The organism is Pseudorhodoferax sp. Leaf274 (genome assembly GCF_001422445.1).
In the GTDB taxonomy this organism is placed as follows: domain Bacteria; phylum Pseudomonadota; class Gammaproteobacteria; order Burkholderiales; family Burkholderiaceae_C; genus Pseudorhodoferax.
In genome coordinates this window covers 85,349-101,818 of record NZ_LMNA01000006.1, presented here as the reverse complement: position 1 = coordinate 101,818, position 16,470 = coordinate 85,349, and the positions used below count along the sequence as shown (strand labels likewise).

The 16,470-nt window shown below is 71.8% G+C and carries 18 protein-coding genes; 7 read left to right on the top strand and 11 right to left on the bottom strand.

Annotated features, from left to right (window positions below):
• Nucleotides 1–6 precede the first annotated feature (6 nt).
• Nucleotides 7–903, bottom strand: coding sequence for a polysaccharide deacetylase family protein (locus tag ASF44_RS10735; protein ID WP_156374441.1), 897 nt, complete (start codon nt 901–903; stop codon nt 7–9).
• Nucleotides 900–1,910, bottom strand: a complete 1,011-nt coding sequence (locus ASF44_RS10730) for a tripartite tricarboxylate transporter substrate binding protein (RefSeq protein WP_056899216.1) — start codon at nt 1,908–1,910, stop codon at nt 900–902. Before ASF44_RS10730 ends, ASF44_RS10735 begins: the two co-directional genes overlap by 4 nt.
• Nucleotides 1,911–2,092: 182 nt before the next feature.
• On the opposite strand from ASF44_RS10730, the gene ASF44_RS10725 reads away from it, so the two are divergent.
• The gene (locus ASF44_RS10725) at nt 2,093–3,151 is read left to right on the top strand and encodes a DNA topoisomerase IB (RefSeq protein WP_056899215.1); all 1,059 of its coding nucleotides are present in this window, start codon (nt 2,093–2,095) and stop codon (nt 3,149–3,151) included.
• Here the strand turns inward: ASF44_RS10725 and ASF44_RS10720 are convergent.
• From ASF44_RS10720 to ASF44_RS10710, 3 genes are read right to left on the bottom strand one after another with little or no spacing between them, the layout of a single operon-like run.
• Complete coding sequence (locus tag ASF44_RS10720; RefSeq protein WP_056899214.1) at nt 3,102–3,866, bottom strand: glutamine amidotransferase; 765 nt, start codon at nt 3,864–3,866, stop codon at nt 3,102–3,104. The genes ASF44_RS10725 and ASF44_RS10720 overlap by 50 nt on opposite strands.
• 52 nt (nt 3,867–3,918) lie before the next feature.
• A complete protein-coding gene (locus ASF44_RS10715; protein WP_056899213.1) occupies nt 3,919–5,082 on the bottom strand; it encodes a DUF1501 domain-containing protein in 1,164 nt (387 codons plus the stop codon).
• Between the two features lie 59 nt (nt 5,083–5,141).
• Nucleotides 5,142–6,518, bottom strand: coding sequence for a DUF1800 family protein (locus tag ASF44_RS10710; RefSeq protein ID WP_056899212.1), 1,377 nt, complete (start codon nt 6,516–6,518; stop codon nt 5,142–5,144).
• 84 nt (nt 6,519–6,602) lie between these two features.
• Between ASF44_RS10710 and ASF44_RS10705 the strand changes: the two genes are divergently transcribed.
• Nucleotides 6,603–7,844 (top strand): multifunctional CCA addition/repair protein, encoded by a 1,242-nt coding sequence (locus ASF44_RS10705; protein ID WP_056899211.1) that lies wholly within the window; start codon nt 6,603–6,605, stop codon nt 7,842–7,844.
• 101 nt (nt 7,845–7,945) lie between these two features.
• On the opposite strand, the gene ASF44_RS10700 is transcribed toward ASF44_RS10705, so the two are convergent.
• The 4 genes from ASF44_RS10700 to ASF44_RS10685 all read right to left on the bottom strand — a co-directional run bounded on the left by ASF44_RS10700 (nt 7,946) and on the right by ASF44_RS10685 (nt 10,604).
• Nucleotides 7,946–8,236: an H-NS family nucleoid-associated regulatory protein gene (locus ASF44_RS10700; protein ID WP_056899210.1), complete on the bottom strand. Its 291-nt coding sequence runs from the start codon at nt 8,234–8,236 to the stop codon at nt 7,946–7,948.
• A 123-nt stretch (nt 8,237–8,359) separates the two neighbouring features.
• Nucleotides 8,360–9,289 carry an ROK family protein gene (locus ASF44_RS10695; protein ID WP_056899209.1) on the bottom strand — a complete coding sequence of 310 codons (930 nt, stop codon included), beginning with the start codon at nt 9,287–9,289 and terminating at the stop codon, nt 8,360–8,362.
• A gap of 11 nt (nt 9,290–9,300) precedes the next feature.
• On the bottom strand, nt 9,301–9,495 hold the full coding sequence (locus ASF44_RS10690; RefSeq protein WP_056899208.1) for a DUF2905 domain-containing protein: 195 nt from the start codon (nt 9,493–9,495) through the stop codon (nt 9,301–9,303).
• A gap of 5 nt (nt 9,496–9,500) precedes the next feature.
• Entirely contained in the window at nt 9,501–10,604 is a 1,104-nt protein-coding gene (locus ASF44_RS10685; protein WP_056899207.1) for a class I SAM-dependent methyltransferase, read from the bottom strand.
• Between the two features lie 123 nt (nt 10,605–10,727).
• Between ASF44_RS10685 and ASF44_RS10680 the strand changes: the two genes are divergently transcribed.
• From ASF44_RS10680 to ASF44_RS10660, 5 genes are all read left to right on the top strand, one after another.
• Entirely contained in the window at nt 10,728–11,528 is an 801-nt protein-coding gene (locus ASF44_RS10680; protein ID WP_056899206.1) for an SDR family oxidoreductase, read from the top strand.
• On the top strand, nt 11,509–11,931 hold the full coding sequence (locus ASF44_RS10675) for a dihydroneopterin aldolase (protein ID WP_235579185.1): 423 nt from the start codon (nt 11,509–11,511) through the stop codon (nt 11,929–11,931). Before ASF44_RS10680 ends, ASF44_RS10675 begins: the two co-directional genes overlap by 20 nt.
• Nucleotides 11,928–12,302: a dihydroneopterin aldolase gene (locus ASF44_RS10670; RefSeq protein ID WP_056899204.1), complete on the top strand. Its 375-nt coding sequence runs from the start codon at nt 11,928–11,930 to the stop codon at nt 12,300–12,302. The genes ASF44_RS10675 and ASF44_RS10670 overlap by 4 nt, the downstream gene beginning before the upstream one ends.
• A 76-nt stretch (nt 12,303–12,378) precedes the next feature.
• Nucleotides 12,379–13,305 (top strand): tRNA 2-thiocytidine(32) synthetase TtcA, encoded by a 927-nt coding sequence (ttcA, locus tag ASF44_RS10665; protein WP_056899203.1) that lies wholly within the window; start codon nt 12,379–12,381, stop codon nt 13,303–13,305.
• Between the two features lie 29 nt (nt 13,306–13,334).
• A complete protein-coding gene (locus tag ASF44_RS10660) occupies nt 13,335–13,979 on the top strand; it encodes a DUF4136 domain-containing protein (RefSeq protein WP_235579184.1) in 645 nt (214 codons plus the stop codon).
• Here the strand turns inward: ASF44_RS10660 and ASF44_RS10655 are convergent, their stop codons facing one another.
• Nucleotides 13,980–14,906 (bottom strand): isopenicillin N synthase family oxygenase, encoded by a 927-nt coding sequence (locus ASF44_RS10655; RefSeq protein ID WP_056899201.1) that lies wholly within the window; start codon nt 14,904–14,906, stop codon nt 13,980–13,982. It abuts the gene before it with no gap.
• A gap of 22 nt (nt 14,907–14,928) precedes the next feature.
• Nucleotides 14,929–16,470 carry an AMP-binding protein gene (locus ASF44_RS10650; protein WP_056899200.1) on the bottom strand — a complete coding sequence of 514 codons (1,542 nt, stop codon included), beginning with the start codon at nt 16,468–16,470 and terminating at the stop codon, nt 14,929–14,931.

Below are 16,470 nucleotides of genomic sequence, written 5' to 3'. Positions count from 1 at the left end.
AGCCGATCAGCGGCTTTCGGCCGCCGGCGCGTGCGCGATCCAGTGCCGCGCGATCTGCTCGCGCGTGGCGATCCAGGCGCCCGGTTGCGCGCGCAGATGGGCCAGGATCTGCGCCAGCGCCTTCATGCGCGCGGGCCGGCCGATCATGCGCAGGTGCAGGCCGATGGACAGCATGCGCGGCGCGCGCACGCCTTCCTGCGCCAGCCAGTCGAAGGCGTCGCAGCAGTACTCGGCGAACTGGCCGGCCGTGGCGAAGCGCTGCGTGTGCTGGAACTGCATGTCGTTGGTGTCGAAGGCATAGGGCAGCACCAGGTGGCGGCGGCCGGCCGCGGGCACGAAGTAGGGCAGGTCGTCGTTGTAGGCGTCGCTGTCGTAGAGAAAGCCGCGTTCGGCCAGCAGCACGCGCGTGGCCGGGGTGCAGGCCGAGCGCGTGTGCCAGCCCACCGGGCGCTTGCCGCACACGGCTTCGAAGGTGCGGATGCAGGCGTCCATGTCGGCCGCCTCGCGCCCGGGCGCCATGCCGGCATGGCTCTCCCAGCGCCAGCCGTGGGCCGACAGCTCGTGGCCGCGCGCCACCGCGTCCTGCGCCAGCCAGGGGCTGCGCTCCACGGCGCGGCCGCAGGCGCTGACCGTCATGGGCGCGTCGAAGCGCGCGAAGGTGTCGGCGATGCGCCACCACGCCGCGCGCGTGCCGTACTCGAAGTGGCTGTCGATGCAGGGGTCCCAGCCGGTGCGCGGGTCGATCACCTCGTACACCGACTCGTTGCGCGCATCGCCATCGGCGACCGAGAACTCCGCGCCCTCCTCGAAGTTCAGCACGAAGGACACCGCCACGCGCGCCTGGTTCGGCCAAGCCACGGCCGGGGGGCGGTTGGCGTAGCCGATGAAGTCGCGCGGGCTCACTGCTCGGCCTTGATGTTGCGGTCCTTCACCACCTTGGCCCAGCGCGTGAACTCGGCGTTGAGGTAGTCGCTGGACTCCTTGAGCGTCATGCTGGCCACCTCGCCGCCGGTGCCCTCCACGCGCGCGCGGAAGTCGGGCGCCTGGGCCATGGCACGCAGCGCGGCGTTGACCTTCTCCAGGATGGGGGCGGGCGTCTTCGCCGGGGCCAGCAGCATGTACCAGGACACGAAGTCGTAGCCGGGCAGGCCGCTCTCGGCCACGGTGGGCACGTCGGGCAGCTGCGGCGAGCGCCTGGCGCTGGTGATGGCCACGCCGTTGAGCTTGCCGCTCTTCACGAGGGGCAGCGAGGACGTGATGATGTCCACCGACAGCGCCACGCGGTCCGCCATCACGTCCTGCAGCGCCGGCGCTGCGCCCTTGTAGGGCACGTGCAGCATGTGGGCGCCCGACATGGATTCGAGCAGCGCCGCGCCCACATGGCTGGTGGTGCCGACGCCCGAGGAGGCGTACTGCAGCTCGCCGGGCCTGGCCTTGGCCATGGCGACCAGGTCCTGCATGCTCTTGCCCTTGAGGGCCGGGCCGGTCACGACCACGCTGGGCACCACGGCCACGACGCCCACGGGCACCAGGTCGGCGCGCGTGTCGTAGGGCAGCTTGCTGTACATGAAAGGGTTGACGGCGTGGCCGATGGTCACCATCAGGAAGGTGCTGCCGTCGGCCGGCGCCTTGGCCGCCACATCGGTGCCGATCACGCCGCCGGCACCGGCGCGGTTGTCGATCACCACGGTCTGCTTGCCGCCCCAGGCCTCGGCCAGCTTCTGGCCCACCAGGCGCGCGTACACGTCGGCCGCGCCACCGGGCGGGAACGGCACGACGATCTTGACCGGGCGGTCGGGGTAGGCGGCGGCCTCCTGCGCCCAGGCACAGGGCAGGGGCGCCAATGCGGTGCACAGGGTGGCCAGGGCGGCCAGCACATGCCGGCGGGGGGAACGGTGCAGCAGGTCCATGCGGATCTCCAGCGAGGGCGTGGGACATGGCGCGCCACCGTTGGCGCACCGGCTTTGTGCACTTTTCGATAAAAATTGTGCACATTTCGCTGGCGAGCACATTCCGTGCCGCACGCCGCCGACACGCCTTGACCGGGCTTTCCGACAAACGGCCCACGCCCGGCGCTGCAGCATGCAGTTCCATGTCCTCCGCCGTCGTCACCGCCGTCCTCACCGCAGATTCCGCCGTGCCCGCGGGCCTGGTCTACGTGCACGATGGACTGCCCGGCATCACGCGCCGGCGCAGCGGCAAGGGCTTCAGCTACCAGCGGCCCGACGGCGCGCGCCTGGCCGATGCGGCGCACCTGCAGCGCATCCGGGCGCTGGCGATCCCGCCGGCCTATACGCAGGTCTGGATCTGCACGCGCGCCAACGGGCACCTGCAGGCCACGGGCCGCGACGCACGCGGCCGCAAGCAGTACCGCTACCACGCCGACTGGCATCTCGCGCAGGACGCGGGCAAGTACGCGCGGCTGCAGGCGTTCGCCCAGGTGCTGCCGCGCATCCGCGCTGCCGTGCGGCGCGACCTCGCCTTGGCGGGCCCGCTGCAGCGCGACTGCGTGCTGGCGGCCGTGGTGCGGCTGCTGGACACCACGCTCGCGCGCGTGGGCAACGATGTCTACGCGCGCGAGAACGGCTCGTACGGCCTGACCACGCTGCGCGCCCGCCATGCCCAGGTGCGCGGCAGCGCCGTACGGCTGCGCTTCAAGGGCAAGAGCGGCGTGGAGCATGCGGTGGCGCTGGACGATGCGCGTGTGGCCCGCGTGGTGCGCCGCTGCCAGGAGTTGCCGGGCCAGGAGCTGTTCCAGTACCTGGACGATGCGGGCGAGCGGCACCTCATCGATTCCGATGGCGTGAACGCCTACCTGCGCGCCGCCAGCGGCGGCGACTTCACGGCCAAGGATTTCCGCACCTGGCATGCCAGCGTGCACGCACTGGCGCTGGCGCGCAGCCGGCCCTGTGCGCCCGAAGCATCGCAGGCAGCGCGGCGCATGGCCGCCAAGGCCCTGCTGGCCGAGGTGGCGGCCAAGCTCGGCAACACCGTGGCGGTGTGCCGCAAGGCCTATGTGCACCCCGCCGTGCTGGCGCTGTTGCTGCAGGAGGCGCCGCCGCCGGCCTGCCTGGAGACCGCGCCGCGCCGCAAGGCCGGGCTCAGCGCGGCCGAATGCCGCTTCCTGGGCTTTCTGGAGTCTGCGGCCTAGCTGTCACCTGCACATGGCGCGCGAAGTTGCGCAGCACACGTGCGGCGGCGGGCGTGTCGACGACGCCGGCTGCCAGCGCGGCCGGGTCGTGCCCCTCGTCGCGCAGCTCCGGCGCCAGCCGCTCGACATAGGCGCGCATGGCCGGGGCGCTGAACTCGGGGTGGAACTGCACCCCCCAGGCCGCCGGCCCCACGCGGAATGCCTGGTTGGGCTCGAAGGCGTTGCCCGCCAGTTGCACGGCCCCGTCGGGCAGCGCGTGCACGGACTGCCGGTGCACGACCTGGGCCGCGAACACGGGCGGCAGGTCGCCGAACACCGGATCCGCACCCGCCGCCGGCTGCAGCTGCACGGCCACCGAGCCCACCTCGATGCCGCCCGCGTGGTAGCCGACTTCCCCGCCCAGGCAATGTGCCAGCAGCTGGTGCCCGTAGCAGATGCCCAGCACCGGCAGGCCGGCCTGCACGGCTCCGCGCAGCCAGGCGGCGGCCGTCTCGCTCCAGGGCTCGCGGTCGGTCACCATGGCGTGCGAACCGGTGATGACCACGCCGGCCAGCGTCTGCGGCGCGGGCAGCGTGTCGCGCCGGGCGTCGGCCACGTGGATGTCGAGCCCGGGCGTGCCCAGGCCGGCACGGATCCAGTCGTCGAAATCGCCGAGCGTCCGGGCCAGTGCAGGAAAGGTGGCGCCGGCCTTGAGGATCAGCAGAGGGGAGGTCATGGGCAGGAGATGGCGGCTTGGGCGCCGCGGGCAAGCCCGCAACTGTACGGCCTCAGCCGTGCAGCAGCGGCAGCCCGGGCAGGCGGACGGCCTGGCCGGGGAACAGCGTGCGCGCCACGCGTTCCGTGTCCAGGCCGAAGCACTCGGCCGCCGTGGCCGCGAACAGCGCATCCAGGCCGAGCGTGGGCCGCAGGTCGCGGCCTTCGTACAGGTCTGCGGGCGCCAGGCCCGGCCAATCAGCAAGCACGCGGCCGCCGCGCACGGCACCGCCCAGCAGCAGCGCGGCGCTGGCCGTGCCATGGTCCGTGCCGCCGGTGCCGTTGGCGGCGGCGGTGCGGCCGAACTCGGTCGCCACCAGCACCACGGTGTGCTGCCAGGCCGGGCCCATGCCGTCGCGCAGTGCGGCCACCAGGGTGTCCAGCGCGCGCAGCTGCGTGGCCATGCGCCCGGCCTGGCCTTGGTGGGTGTCCCAGCCGTCGGTCTCCAGCATCGCGATGCGCGGCCCGTCGGCGCGGGCCAGGAAGCCGGCGGCCAGCCGTCCCAGCGCGGCGGCGTCCCGGCGCGCGCGCCCGCCGGCCATGTCCGTCGCCGCCGCCATGCCGCGCGCGTCCATGGCGGTGGACCACAGCGCGTGCAGCTGCGCGTCGTCCGCGTAGAGCTGCGCCACGCGCGTGAGCAGGTCGTCCTTCGGCGGCGGCAGGCCGGACGGGGCGTACGAGGCCACGGCGTGCGGGCCGCGCAAGGCCGGCGGCACCATGGGCGCGAGGGCCACGGCCTCCTGGCCGTGCCGGGGCAGCAGGCCCAGCAGCCGGTTCAGCCACCCGTCGCGCAACTGGTATGGCGCGCTGCCGCCCGTCTCCAGCACGTTCTGGCCATCGAAATGCGAACGCGCGCGGTAGGGCGATGCGACGGCGTGCGCGCACAGCGCCTGGCCTTCTGCGTACAGCCGCCCGATGTCCTGCAGCGCCGGATGCAGCGCAAAGCTGCCGTCCAGCCGGATGGCCTCGGCCGGGTCGATGGCCAGCGCGCCGCGCAGGCGTGCGTAGCCCGGGTCGGCGCAGGGCACCACGGTGTGCAGGCCGTCGGCGGCGCCGCGCTGCAGCACGAACACCAGGCGGCGTGGGGTGTCGGCCTGGGCCAGCAGCAGCCGTGGGGCGGCCAGCCAGGCGGTGGCGGCCAGGGCGCCGTGGCGCAGCAAGGCGCGGCGGGTGTGCATCGGAGTTGCTTCGCCTGCGGTGCGGTCGCCGTCAGGCGTGCGGGTGGCGTTCATGGGGTTCACCTGCGGAGGAAATCGGGGGAGACCAGCAGCAGCGCGAGCGCCGAGGCCGGGCTTTCGGCGCGCGCCAGGGCGGCGCGCGTGGCGGGCCCCAGCGTGCCGGGCAGCACCTGCGGCGCCAGGGCGCGGGCGTCCAGCGTCGCGGCGCTGCGCGCGGCCAGGCGCTGGGCCAGCTCCACGCGGCGCACCAGCGCATCGGGCGCCGCCCAGGTGGCGGCGGTGTCGTCCCAGCCGGCCGGCGCGCCGGGCCGCCAGACCGGCTGGCCCAGGCTGTCGAGCAGGGCGGCGGCAGGCGTGCCGGACAGGTCCTGGCGGTCCAGCGCCCGCAGCGCCGAGACCAGCCATTCCCAAGGCGTCTTGAACTTGAGCGGCTGCGCGGCCCAGGCTTCGGGCGAAGCGATGAGCACGCGGTACACGGCGGGCAGGTCGCCACCGCTGCGCAGGAAGGCGTGTGCAAGCCGTTCGACGAGCGGGGCGGGCGGCGCGTCGCCCGCGAAATGCCGCGCCAGCTTGGTGGCCAGGTGCTGCGCCGTGGCCGGCGCGCCGGACAGGTCGCGCAGGATGGCCGTGCCCTGGGCCAGGCCATCGTCCGCGTAGGTGCGGCCGAGCACCTGGCGCGCGCCGGGCTCGTGCAGCGCCGCATCGAAGCGAAAGCCCGCCTGCGCACCGTCCTGGCCCGGCCGCAGCCCGGCCACGGTCCAGCCCGTCAGCGCCAGCGCGAGTTCGCCCACGTCCTGCTGCGTGTAGCCGCTGCGCACGCCCAGCGTGTGCAGCTCCAGGATCTCGCGCGCCAGGTTCTCGTTGAGGCCGCGCCGTGCGGTGCCGGCCCTCGCGTTGGCGCGCAGCGCCACGGCGCTGCCCGGGCCGGCCGACTGCGCCTGGTTCAGGTAGAGCAGCATGGCGGGGTGGCGTTCGGCGGCGAGCAGCAGGTCCTCGAAGCGCCCCAGCACGTGGGGCCGGATGGCCTCGGCCTCGAAGTTGCCGGCCAGGCCCGTGATGGCGGCTTCGCCGACCGACAGCGCGAAGTGGTTGGACCAGAAATGCACGAGGCGTTCGGTGAACGGCTCGGGGCTGGCCAGCGCGGTCTGCAGGCGCGCGTGGACGGCCGCGTCGTAGAAGCCGCGCAGCACGCGGCGTTGGGCCGTGGCCGCGTCGCGCCGCTGTTCGGGGTCGGGCAGGCGCTGCGCGGCCTGCAGCGCCTGCACGGCGGCGAGCAGCTCCGCCTGGCCGGGCTGCGCAGCCCAGGCCGGCGCGTCGGGCACGGGCCGGGCCAGGGCCGCCAGCAGCGCCTCATGCGGGTCGGCCGACAGGCTGTCGCCAGGGCGAGCGCCCAGGCCGAAGCGGTTCAGCGCGGTGGCGGTGTCGGTGGCTTCCATGCGGTTTCAACGTCGCGGGGCGCGCAGCGTACGACCTCTGTTCGGTGAACAAGTGTCACCAGATGTGCGGCCTACACTGCGGCGATGCAGATCTACAAGGTGGGCGGCGCGGTCCGCGACGCGCTGATGGGCTTGCCCGTGAACGACCGCGACTGGGTGGTGGTGGGCGCGTCGCCGCAGCAGATGCTGGACGCCGGCTACCTGCCCGTGGGCAAGGACTTCCCGGTGTTCCTGCATCCCCAGACGCGCGAGGAATACGCGCTGGCGCGCACCGAGCGCAAGACCGCACGCGGCTACCACGGCTTTGCCTTCCACGCCGCGCCCGACGTGACGCTGGAGCAGGACCTGGCGCGCCGCGACCTGACCGTCAACGCCATGGCCCAGCCGGCCGACGCGCACGGCGTGGACTGCCTGGTCGACCCCTTCGGCGGCGCGGCCGATGTGCAGGGGCGCGTGCTGCGCCATGTCTCCGATGCGTTCCGCGAAGACCCGGTGCGCATCCTGCGGCTGGCGCGCTTCGCGGCGCGCTTTGCCGACTTCACGGTGGCGCCGGCCACCGAACTGCTCATGCGCGGGATGGTCGAGGACGGCGAGGTCGACGCGCTGGTGCCCGAGCGCGTCTGGCAGGAACTGGGGCGCGGCCTCATGGAGCGGCAGCCCTCGCGCATGTTCGGGGTGCTGCGCGGCTGCGGTGCGCTGGCGCGCCTCCTGCCCGAAGTCGATGCGCTGTGGGGCGTGCCGCAGCGGCCCGAGCACCATCCCGAAGTCGACACCGGCGTGCACCTGATGCTGGTGCTGGACATGGCCGCCCGCCTGGACGCGCCGCTGCCCGTGCGCTTTGCCTGCCTGTGCCACGACCTGGGCAAGGCCACCACACCGGCTGAACTGTTGCCGCGCCACCACGGCCACGAGCAGCGCAGCGCCAAGCTGCTGCACCGGCTGGCCGAAAGGTTGCGCGTGCCGACCGAATGCCGGGACCTGGCCGATGTGGTGGCGCGCGAGCACGGCAATATCCACCGCAGCGGAGAATTGGGCGCCGCGGCACTGATGCGGCTTCTCGAACGTTGCGATGCCATCCGCAAGCCCGCCCGATTCGAGCAGGCCTTGCTGGCCTGCGAATGCGACGCGCGTGGCCGGGCGGGGCTGGAAAATCAAGCCTATCCGCAGCGCGTGCGCCTGCAGCAATGTATGCAATCGGTTCTGGCGGTGGCGACCGACAGGATTTCAGCCGAAGCCTTGGCGCAAGGTTGCAAGGGGCCGGAAATCGGGGCAAGAATCCAAAAGGCGCGCGTGGCGGCTTTGGAGGAATATCTGGCGCAGGCCTGAGGCAGCCTGCGGGGCCATTATGGGCCGAAACCGGCCAGCATTGACCGGGATTGACCGGGATTCGGCCGGGCGCATGCACATGCGCCGCGGCCGCGCGGCGATCAGCCGATCAGGAACTCTTCGCGGTTCTTGCCGTCGATCCACTTCGGCGGCTTGCCGCGGCCCGTCCAGGTGGCGCCGGTGGCCTTGTCGCGGTACTTGGGGGCGACCTTCTGGCCGGCGGTGCTGCTTTTTGCGCTCTTGCGGCCGAACACGTCGTCGGGCGTCAATTCGAACTCGGCAACCAGGGCGCGCACCTTGTCGATTGCGGACTGATTTTCACGCTGGCGCGCTTCCTCGATCTGCTTCTCGAGATTTTCGCGCTGCTGCAGCAATTCCTTGTAGGTGGTCATCTTTTCCGTCCATGAATCCTGCCGAACCGTTGGCAGGCGGGCGGATTATAGGGATAAATCAATCCGCTGCAGAAACGGAATTTCTCGCCCCCGTTCTGGGGATTATGCGCGGGCCGCTTTGCCTCAGTCGGGCACCAAGGCCAGCGCCGCATAATCGCCCACCTGGTCCTGCAATCCGGCCTGCGCAAGGATTACCCCCTGCGTGAGCGCCGGAAAATGCGCCTGGACGGCCGCCTGCAGTTTGGGCAGCAAATACGCGCGGTGGTGCCAGAACACGCTGCCGCCCAGGCTGATGCGTTGCAGGTCCAGCGTGGCCACGAGGTTGTAGAGCATGCGGCCCAATATGCTGCACAGGCCGTCCACGGTCTGCTGCGCGGCGGCATCGCCGGCGCTGGCGCGGCCCAGCCAATGGGCCGCGTCGTGCCCGAAGCGGCGCGCGATGGCGTTGCCGGCCACCAGAGATTCCACGTCACCGACATTGCCGCAGCCGCACAGCGCGTGCGTGTCCTCGACCACGAAGCTGTGGCCGGCATGGCCGGCATTGCCGTTCTTGCCGCGCAGCACGCGGCCATCGACGCACAGGCCGACGCCGATGCCGGTGCTCCAGGTGACGTAGGCGCAGTCGTCCACGCCCTGCAGCGCACCCCAGCGGCGCTCGGCCTCCAGCGCGGCGACGCAGTCGTTCTCCACGCGCAGGCGTGCGAAGCGGCGGGCCAACGGGGCCTCCACGGGCACGCTCGTCCAGTCGTTCGGCAGGCCGCGCGCCGGGCCGGCCAGGCCGCCGCAGATGTTGGGCGTGGCCAGTTCGATGCGGCCGTCGCGCTTGACGAAGGGGCCGGCCGAGGAGACGCCGGCCGACTGCACCTGCGCCGGATCGACCCCGGCTTCGGCGCAGGCCGCATCGAGCAGGCGCTCGATCTGTTGCGACAAGGCCAGCGGCGTGCCGGTCTTGGCGGTGGGTTCGCTCTGGCGCGCGATGATTTCGGGCTTGGCGCCGGCCGGTGCCAGGCCCACGGCCACCTTGGTGCCGCCGATGTCGATGCAGGCTTTCATGTGCACTTGTCTCAAAGAATCTTGGAAATCAGGCTGACCACGGCACTCAGCAGCAGGGTGCTGGTCAGCGGCACGAACCATTCGCGCCCAAACAGTCGGAAGCGCAAGTCGCCCGGAAGTTTCCCGAAGCCGAGCTTGCCCAGCAAGGGCTGCAGCCAGCTGATCAGCATCAGCGCGAGAAAGACCACGAGCAGCCAGCGCAGCATGGTGTCTACAGCGTATGGCTGCGGTCGCCCCGGGCGAAACCGGGCGCGTCCCAAGGTTCCACGCCCCGGGACAGGGCCAGCACCTTGAACAGCTCGCCCATCTCGTGCTCGGCGATGAGGCGGTGCGCCATCGCGCGCTGGGCCAGCGGCGCCGCTTCCATGAGCGCGGGCAGGCCGCAGTTGATCAGGAAGCGGGCCTGGCTGGCGTAGCCCAGCACGTCCCAGCCGGCGTCCTGCGCCGCCACGGCGATGCCGCTGAAGTCGACATGGGCGGTGATGTCCTTGGCGCCCAGGTCTGCCAGCGGATCGGCATCGGCACGGTGGGCCTGGTGGCACATCAGCGTGCCGGTGCTGCGCTGGGGGTGGTAGTACTCGGCTTCGGGGAATCCGTAGTCGACGAGCAGCGCCGCGCCGCGCCGCACGTGGCCGGCCAGCGTGCGCACGAAGGCCTGGCCCTGCGGGTGGATCTCGGTGAGGTAGTCGTGCGGGCCGGGGATGTCGATGGGCGGGCGCAGCGCGGTCGGCCGGTCGTCCCAGGCCAGCGCATCGCCCTGCAGCACCACGCCGCGCTCGTGCCATTGGCCGCCCAGGCGGTGCAGCAGCTGCACGGGCATGGCGTCCAGCACCTCGTTGCCGACCAGTACGCCGTCGATCTGCGCGGGCAGCGCATCGGCCCAGTGCAGCCTGCCGGCGTGCATGGCCAGGCGGGCCTGCTGGCGCGCACGCAGCTCGGCCGACAGGTCGACGATGGTGTAGCGGCGAACGCGGTTGCCCAGGTGCTCCAGCAGTTGCGCGGCCAGCGCGCCGGTGCCGGCGCCGAATTCCAAGACCTCGTCGGTGCCGGTGTGCTCCAGCATGTCGGCCACCTGCACGGCCAATGCCCGGCCGAACAGCGGCGACAGCTCGGGCGCCGTCACGAAGTCGCTGCCGCCCTCGGGCATGGCGCCGAACTTGCGGCCCGCATTGGCGTAGTAGCCCAGGCCGGGGGCGTACAGGGCCAGCGCCATGAAACGGTCGAAGGGCAGCCAGCCGCCGGCACCGAGGATGCTGCGCTGGATAATCTGGAGCAGTCCGCCAGGGGAACCAGCGGGAACGGATGTGGACGCCATGGGGACGAAGGGTGCGAGAGCGCCGGCGCGCGGATGCGCTGGCCGTGTGCGCCGGTCGGGCGCGGCGCCGATTATGCGGCCCGTGCCCGCGTCCTCCACGGCATACAAAAGGCTTGACGCAACATGGCGGATGAAGTGTTGGTGACTGGCGGCAGCCAGCGCCTGGGCGCGGAGCTGGTGCGGGCGTTCGCCCACGCGGGCTGGCATGTGTGGTGCCACTTCCAGCGCTCGCACGAGGCGGCCCTGGCCCTGCAGGCAGAGCTGCGCGCGGCCGGCCGGTCGGTGGACACGGTGCGGGCCGACCTGGCGGACCCGCTGCAGGCGGTGGCCATGATGCAGGAGATCGCGGCGCGCGGCGGCGGCCTGCGCGCCGTGGTCAACAACGCATCGCTGTTCGAGCCCGACACCGGCCTGGACTTCGAGCCCGCCGGGGCCAGGCGCCAGCTCGACGTGAACCTGCTCGCGCCGCTGCTGCTGGGCCGCGAACTGGCGCGCCAGCTGGTGCACCGCCCGCGGCCCGACGCCTGCGTGGTGCACGTGCTGGACCAGAAGGTCAGCAACCTGAACCCGGACTACTTCTCCTACACGGTGTCCAAGCTGGCGCTGGAGCGCGCCGTCGTGCTGCAGGCCCAGGCCCTGGCCCCGGCCGTGCGCGTGTGCGGCGTGGCGCCGGGCCTCATGTACCTGAGCGGGCCGCAGAGCGCCGACAACTTCGCGCGGGCCAGCCGCGTCAACCTCCTGCGCCGGCCGATCGATCCGGCCGACGTGGCGCAGACCTGCCTGTTCCTGGCCCGCACGCCGGCCATCACCGGGGCCACGGTGTGTGTGGACAATGGCCAGCATCTGGTACCGCTGGAACGGGATGTGATGTTCGTCGTCGATGAATGGTTCAAGGAGGCGCACGGTGCTGACGGCAGGGGCTGAGGGCCTGGCCCTGCTGCAGCACTGCCGCAAGCTGTTCCTGCGCCGGCACGAGGTGCAGGTGCGCATCGGCGCGCACGCGTTCGAGCAGTCGGCGCCGCAGCGGCTGTGGATCGACGTGGCGCTGTACGTGCCGTACGCGCAGTCCACGCCCGCGCACGACCGGCTGGACGAGGTGGTGGACTACGATTTCGTGCGCGCCGTCGTGGCCGAACGCATCGCCCAGGGCCACATCGTGCTGCAGGAGACGCTGTGCGACGACCTGGCCCAGCGCCTGCTGGCGCACCCGGGCGTGCAGGCCGTGCACCTGTCCACCAGCAAGCCGGACGTCTACCCCGATTGCGAGGCCGTCGGCGTGGAGGTGTTCCGCGCCAAGCCCCTGTCCCTTCCCGCTGACCAGCCATGACCATCAACGCCGCCGGCAACCAGACCCTGCACCTGACAGGGCTGCGCTTCGATGCCAATCTGGGCATCCTCGACACCGAGAAGACCGCGCCGCAGCCCATCCTCGTCGACGCCGAGCTCAACCTGGGCACCCAGCCGCTGCGCCCGCGCGACGACGACATCACCCATGTGCTGGACTACCGCAAGGTGCGCCAGATCATCATCGACGAGTGCACGGCCGAGCATGTGAACCTGCTGGAGAGCCTGATCGGCAAGTTGGCCCAGCGCCTGATGCTGCTGCCCGGCGTGCTGGGCGTGCGCGTGAAGATCGCCAAGCTGCAGATCTTCCCGGACTGCGAAGTGGCGATCCGGGTCGAAGCCGGCCAGTGGTAGCCAGCTGGCAAAACCCCGGCGCAGCGCGCCGGGCCCGGCTTGGCGGAAAATCCCGCCCTTGCCCTGAGGACACCCTATGACTGCCGCCTGGACCGCCGAAGACACTGCCGTTGCGCCTTCGCCCGAGCCCTCCCTGAAGATCGAGCGCGAGACCCACAAGCTCGAGAAACGCCTGTGCCGCCTGATGGGGCAGGCCATCGTCGACTACAACATGGTCGAGGAGGGCGACAAGGTCATGGTCTGCATGTCCGGCGGCAAGGACAGCTACGCCATGCTGGACATCCTGCTCAAGCTGCGCGCGCGCGCCCCGATCTCGTTCGACATCGTGGCCGTCAACCTCGACCAGAAGCAGCCCGGCTTTCCCGAGCACGTGCTGCCCGAATACCTGCGCAGCCAGGGCGTGCCCTTCCACATCGAGGAGCAGGACACCTACAGCATCGTCAAGCGTGTGATTCCCGAGGGCAAGACCACCTGCGGCCTGTGCAGCCGGCTGCGCCGGGGCATCCTGTACCGCGTGGCCGACGAGCTGGGCGCGACCAAGATCGCGCTGGGCCACCACCGCGACGACATCCTGCAGACGCTCTTCCTCAACATGTTCTTCGGCGCCAAGCTCAAGGGCATGCCGGCCAAGCTGGTCAGCGACGACGGCCGCCACATCGTGATCCGCCCGCTGGCCTACGTGCCCGAGCGCGACCTGGTGCGCTGGGCCGCGCACCGCGCTTTTCCCATCATCCCGTGCACGCTGTGCGGCAGCCAGGAGAACGCGCAGCGCAAGCAGGTCGCGGCCATGCTGCAGGAGTGGGAGAAGAGGTACCCGGGCCGGGTGGAGAACATGTTCACGGCGTTACAAAACGTCGTGCCGTCCCACCTGATGGACGGAACCCGCTACGACTTCAAGGGTCTGAAGACCACGGGCGTGCCCGATCCCGCGGGCGACAAGGCGTTCGACGCGGAAGACATCGCGCCACCCGTCGCACCGCTGCTGCAGATCGTCCGGCTCTGAGCGGGACAGTGCGTTGAGGAGGCTTTGACATGCGCGTCGAAATGCGAGTCCACAAACGGATGGCCATGGCGTTGGCCGTTGCGGCCACCGTGCTGCTGTCCGGCTGCGCCACGAGCTACGTGGTCGACAACCAGGTGCAGACCTTTTCCGAGCTGCGCACCGTGCCGGCGCCCGCCACCTACCGGTTCGAGCGGCTGCCGTCGCAGCAGTCGGCCGTGGGCGCGCAGGCCCAGCTGGAGGCCGCGGCCGAGCCCGCGCTGGCCAAGGCCGGCTGGGTGCGCAACGATGGCGCGGCGCGCTACAGCGTGCTGATTGGCAGCGATGTGGTGGGCAGCACCCAGATCGTCGACCCGTGGCTGTACAGCCGCTTCGGCCCCTGGGGCCCGTACTACGGCCGGCGCTGGGCCGGGGGCGCCGGCTTCTATGGCTGGGGCCCGTACTGGAACTACCGCTACGACATGTGGGACCGCAGCTACGCCCAGCGCCAGGTCAGCGTGGTGATCCGCGACCTGTCGAACCAGCAGGTGGTCTACGAGACGCGCGCCGTGCACGAGTCGCGCTGGCCCAACGACCCCGACCTGCTGGCGCCCATGTTCGATGCCGCGCTGAGCAGCTTTCCGCAGCCGCCGGCCGGCGTGCGGCAGGTCAACATCGAGATTCCGATCAAGAAGTGATCAGCCGCCCGGCCCGCCCCCGTACGTGGCGGCCAGGCGCTGGCGCAGGTGTTCGCCGGCCGTCACCGGCGGGTGGCGTGGCAGCGTGCCCGCCGGCACGCACGCCGGGATGGCGCTGACCAGCGCATCGGGGTTCGGGTCCAGGAAGAAGGCCACGGAGTAGCGCTCGCGCGCGGGCGGCAGCACGCGGTGCGGCGTGGACAGGTACACGTCGTTGGACCAGCGCATCAGGCAGTCGCCGATGTTGCAGACCAGCGCGCCGGGCAGCGCAGGCACGTCGGTCCAGCCGCCGCCCCGCCGTTGCACCTGCAGCCCGGCCACGCCGTCGGTGGCCAGCAGCGTCACGTTGCCATAGTCGGTGTGGGCCCCGGCGCCGGCCCGGCCCGCGGGCGCGTCGGCATCGAAACAGGCCGGGTAGTGCAGCAGGCGCAGCGTGGCCTGCGGGCGGTCGAGCTTGTCGTCGAAGAAGTCTTCGGGCAGGCCCAGGTCCAGCGCGAACGCGCGGTGGAGCCGGCGGCCGACCGCCAGCGCGGCATCGAAATAGGCCTGCGCCTGCGCGCGCCAGCCGTCGATGGGCGGCCAGACGTTGTGCGGGCGCGTGGCCCCGTCGGTCCAGACGAGGTTGTACGCCTCCTTGAGGTCGGGTGCCGTGGCCTCGTCCAACGCTTCCACGCCCAGGCCCACGTAGCCGCGGTTGTGGCCATGGCGCGCGATGGCCAGGTCGTGCTTGGCCTGCGCCGGCAGCGCGAACACCGCCTGCGCGGCCGCGAACACGCCCGCCGTGCACGCATCGGGCACGCCGTGGCCCGTGATGGCGAAGAAGCCGATCCCGCGGGCGGCCTGGCCGACCGCCTGTGCGACGGCCCGGCGCGCCGCGGTGTCGGTGCCGGCCAGCGGGGCGATGTCGATGAGGGGGATGCTGTGCATGCGGGCAGCATAGCCCGCCGCGCTATGCGGCCTGGCGCGCCAGCAGCGCGGCGCGCACTTCCTTCTTGAGCACCTTGCCGACCTTGGAGCGCGGCAGCTCGGGCCAGACCTCCACCTGCTTGGGCGCCTTCACGCTGCCCAGCCGGGCCTTGACGAAGGCCTGGGCCTCCTCGGGTGCCAGCACCTGGCCCGGCGCCAGCTGCAGCACGGCGACCACGCGCTCGCCCCACTTGTCGTCGGGCAGGCCGACCACGGCGCTGTCCTGGATGGCAGGGTGCTGCAGCAGCGCCTGCTCGACCTCGGCCGAATAGACGTTGAAGCCGCCGCTGATGATCATGTCCTTGGCGCGGTCGACGATGTAGAGGTAGCCGTCTTCGGACAACCGGCCGATGTCGCCCGTGTGGTGCCAGCCGTGCTTGCCGACCTCGGCCGTGGCCTGCGGATTCTTGTAGTAGCCCAGCATGACCAGCGAGCCGCGCACCACGATCTCGCCGACCCCGCCCGTGGGCAGCAGCCGGCCGGCCTCGTCCATGATGGCCACCTGCACCAGCGGACCGGGCCGGCCGGCCGAGGCCAGTCGCTCGGTGGCGATGCTGCCGTCGGCGTGGAAGTGCTCGCGCGGCGCCATCATCGAGACCATCATCGGCGCCTCGGTCTGACCGAACAGCTGTGCCATCACCGGGCCGATGCGCTGCAGCGCCTCCTGCAGCCGGGCCGTGGCCATGGGCGCGGCGCCGTACCAGAAGCATTGCAGCGAGCCCAGCTTCGCCTGCGCCAGCCCCGGGTGCAGCAACAGCATGTAGATCAGCGTGGGCGGCAGGAAGGTGTGGGTCACACCATGGCGCTCGACCAGTGCCAGGAAGTCGTCCAGGTCGGGCCGGGGCATGATCACGATGCGCCCGCCCAGCGCCAGCATGGGCAGGCACAGCACGCCTGCTGCGTGCGTGAGCGGCGCCAGCGCCAGGTAGGTGGGCCGGCCGTGGAACGGATAGCCCATCAGCGTGAGCGCCGTCATGGCCTCCAGGTTGCGGCCGGACAGCATCACGCCCTTGGGCTGGCCCGTGGTGCCGCCGGTGCCGGGCAGCATCACGAGGTCGTCCACCGGCGTGCGCTCCAGCGGGCCGTCCGGCACGCCCTGCAGCCAGTCGGCCAGCGAGGGCGCGAAAGCCAGCGGCCGGTCGATGCAGACCAACGCCTTCAAGCCCGGCAGCTCGGCGCGCATGGCCGCGACCATGGGCGCGTAGGCGCTGTGGAACAGCAGTGCCACGCAGTCGAAGGCCTGCAGCACGAAGCGGTTCTCGGCGATCTCGTTGCGCGGGTTGACGGGGCACCACACCGCCGCCGCGCGCGAGACGCCGAACACGCATCCGAAGGCCGTGGCGTCGTTGCCGGACAGCACGGCCACCTTGTCGCCGGCCGCCACGCCGGCGCGCACCAGGCCGTGGCCCACGCGGTGGCTCAGCGCCTGCACCTGGGCGTAGCTCCAGTCCTGGTCGCCCATGGTGAAGCAGGGTGCCCCGGCGCCGAGTTGCGCACCCTTGTCGAGATAGTCGACCAATCGCAT